This window comes from Candidatus Poribacteria bacterium (assembly GCA_016866785.1).
GTDB lineage: Bacteria > Poribacteria > WGA-4E.
Map to the genome: position 1 here is coordinate 1 of VGLH01000230.1, position 3,280 is coordinate 3,280.

The 3,280-nt window shown below is 63.6% G+C and carries 4 protein-coding genes; all 4 read left to right on the top strand.

From position 1 onward, the window contains the following. Positions 1 to 91: 91 nt before the first annotated feature. Entirely contained in the window at positions 92 to 676 is a 585-nt protein-coding gene (locus tag FJZ36_18605) for a hypothetical protein (GenBank protein MBM3216910.1), read from the top strand. Positions 677 to 769: 93 nt separating this feature from the next. Then, a complete protein-coding gene (locus tag FJZ36_18610) occupies positions 770 to 1,066 on the top strand; it encodes a twin-arginine translocation signal domain-containing protein (GenBank protein MBM3216911.1) in 297 nt (98 codons plus the stop codon). A gap of 401 nt (positions 1,067 to 1,467) precedes the next feature. Then, positions 1,468 to 2,403, top strand: coding sequence for a chitosanase (locus tag FJZ36_18615; protein MBM3216912.1), 936 nt, complete (start codon positions 1,468 to 1,470; stop codon positions 2,401 to 2,403). Positions 2,404 to 2,565: 162 nt separating this feature from the next. Then, a partial coding sequence (locus FJZ36_18620; protein MBM3216913.1) for a hypothetical protein occupies positions 2,566 to 3,280 on the top strand: 715 nt, incomplete at its 3' end.

The following is a 3,280-nucleotide window of genomic DNA, read 5'->3' on the forward strand; positions in this document are numbered from 1 at the left end:
GAACCTATCCGAGCTCTACGACCGACTGCCGGGAGTCGCCGATCTTGCCGCGTCTTCGTATGACAACATGGCGGCGAGACTTGGTGTGCGGATGCATGACAGCGCCTCCCTGCGCGCGCGTGTCGATCAGCTGCGTCGCGATGTGACAGAGTTCCGGGACGCGTCAAGGCATGGGTCGATGCGGGCACAGGAACGAGAAACACAGACGGTCCAGCCCAAAGAGGTGACCACTGGAGAGAAAGCCAAGCTGACATTGCACAACTACATCGGCGGCGAATACCGCCAGACCGTCGATGAGTGCAGGATTGCAGCGGATCGCCTCTTCCTGATCGAGAAGAAGCATAGCCGTACAGCCCGTCTCCCCCACATGGGAGACCTCAAAGACGGGCTGGTCAAGATGATGCTGTGGACGAACTTGGCAGATGTCAGACTGAGCGGTACGCGGTACGTCCCAAGTCCGGTGATCGGTCTCACGTCGTCGAAGGTCGCTGGCAGCTTCTCCAGCCGCGGAGATGACGCCGCTCTCCGAGCTTTCACGTCGGCGAACGGGTTCTCAAGCACAGAAGCGCAGACACTGCGCGACATCGTTGACGAGGGCACGCGCAACCGATTCAGCGTAGTCATAGCAGGCGCGCACGACGAGACCTCCACCACCGATTTTGCCTTGGGCCGCTGAACGCAACACACACCGGTCCCAGCAATGTCTTGCATCGCGCCTCGCCTGAGCGTACAGCTAGCGTGAAACCCGTCACCGGTGAAAGGAGACCCGATGTACACCCGCCGCGAATTCCTCGGACTGTCGGCAGCCGCTGGAGCCGGGCTCCTTTTGCCGATGCGTGCCGCGCCGTCGCCGGGTGCAACGGCGATTCCGACGGCTACGGCGACGGAACCTGCTACCGATCCGGCGATGTCCACGTCAACGGCAAGCACTGGGAAGCCGACCGCGCCGCATTCGGCGAGAGCCCGGGGCGCTACGACAAGCGCGACTGGCATCGCGTCCGCGTGCGGTTCCGACTCAACAGCATCCGCGATGTCGTCTTCCGCACGGGACGGCATCCCGACATGAAGATCGACCAGTTCCTGATGGCTCCTTACTTCGGTCCCGGCGTGCCGCATCCGCAGCGTATCTGGATCGACGACCTGCGAATCCACACGGACGATCCGCCTTCCATTCGGCTTGGCACAGACTAGTGGTCAGTTACCTTGGAGATTGCGTCTTCCCCCCACCTCAATCCTCTCCCACGCTTCGCGGGGGGGAGGCGATGTCCCCTCCCCCTTGCATGGGGGGGTTAGGGTGGGGGTTGGAAAACCGACAATTCACTGTCACTGACCACTAGCCTGCGACAGAGACACATCACACGCCGCTTGTGCCTGGGCAACAGACTTCGTTACTTTAGGTACGGTTTGAGGGCGTACCGACGCGCCGTGTTGGGATCGCCCTCCACGGACGATGGATAAGGAGCCCCCATGAACCGTCCGACCAGTCTCGCCAAAGACACCGCCCAAGCCATCGTCAACGTCTTCGAAACAGGCTCCCCACAAGGAGACTACGGCAAAGTCACGCTGATCCGTGGCGACAGCGGACACCTCACTTACGGCAGGTCCCAGACGACGCTCACCCAAGGAGGGTTGGCTCTCCTGGTCGCCCGCTACTGCGATGATCCCAATGCCCTCTACGCGGACGATCTGCGCGCCTACCTCGACCGGCTCGACGCCGCCGACCTGACCCTCGACGGTGATGTTCGCTTCCACGACCTGCTCAAGCGCGCCGGCAGCGATCCCATCATGCAGGACGTCCAAGACGCCTTCTTCGACCGCGTCTACTGGGACCCCAGCGCCCGCGCCGCCAGCGGACTCGGAATCCTGGAACCCCTTGGCGTTGCCGTCGTCTACGACAGCCACGTTCATGGGTCATGGGGACGCATGCGGAACCGCACCAGCGCCCGGCATGGCAGCGTGTCGGACATCGGCGAACGGGTCTGGATCGAGCGGTACATCGCAGTCCGAGAGGGATGGCTGGCGGCGTCCAACCCGCCGCTGTCGCGCACGACCTACCGCATGCGCGCCTTCACGAGCCTGATCGAGGACGAGAAGTGGGACTTGGAGCTCCCGATCTGGGTCTGCGGCGTACGGATCGACGAGGCGGCGCTGATGGCGAGACCACCGTTCCGCGTCTCGGCGGCGGACGACACGGAGCGGCTTCTCAAGCTCAGGGTCCCGCCGATGCGCGGCAGCGATGTCGGCGTCGTCCAGGAAGCCCTTGCCCGCCACGGATTCGATGTCGATGTGGACACCATCTTCGGACCCCAGACGCGCGACGCCGTCAGCGCCTTCCAGCGGCGCGAGGGACTCTACGTCGATGGGATCGTCGGTCCTGCGACCAGGGCAGCGCTGGGGGTCTAGACCAGGTTAGCCCGCGTCAGAGTCGAGGGGTGTGTCAGCGCGGACACCGAGCTCACCCCTCATCCTAACCTTCTCCCGCAAGGGGAGAAGGAACCCAAACGCCCTCTCCCCTCGTGGGAGAGGGTCGGGGTGAGGGGAAGGCACGATCCACGAGAGTGCAACATGACAGACCACTCAGGAGGAACCGACGGCAAGGAGAGTGCGATGGATGAACACACTGACCACGACAAGGAACTCAGGATCGGCTTGGTGCTGTACGGGGGCGTCTCGCTCGCCATCTACATCTACGGCGTCGTCTATGAGTTTCTGAGGCTCCTGCGGTCGTATCCGTCGGCGGATTCCCAGGGAGAAGGCTTCCGACCGGAATCCCGGGCGTATCGCCGCCTCTTGGAGCTCGCTCACACCAGACCGGTGATCGACATCATCTCCGGGAGTTCGGCGGGCGGCATCAACGGCATATGCCTCGGCGTCGCTCTCGCCACCCAGGGAGACCTCAAACCGCTCGAGACGCTCTGGGTCAAGAAAGGCGACCTGCTCGAGCTGATCGATCGGAAGTCGTCCAAGCCCCGGTCGCTGCTCGATTCCGAACACTACGTATACCTACTGGAGGAAGCGCTTCGGAGCATCTCCGCCACGGCTTCCCCCAGCGCAGGTCCCGCGCCATTGCTTGACGTGTTCGTCACCGCCACGGACCTCGATGGCGTGACCCAAACGTTCGGACCGCCGCTCACGACCCAGGAGATCGAGGAACGGCAGTACGGGACCGTGTTCCACCTCAAAGTGCGCCCAGACCGCTACGCGCTGAGGGACGACACGCCCGGCTCCGACCGCCAGACCGTGTTCGACCGATTGGGCTTGGAGGAACACCTGTCGCGAG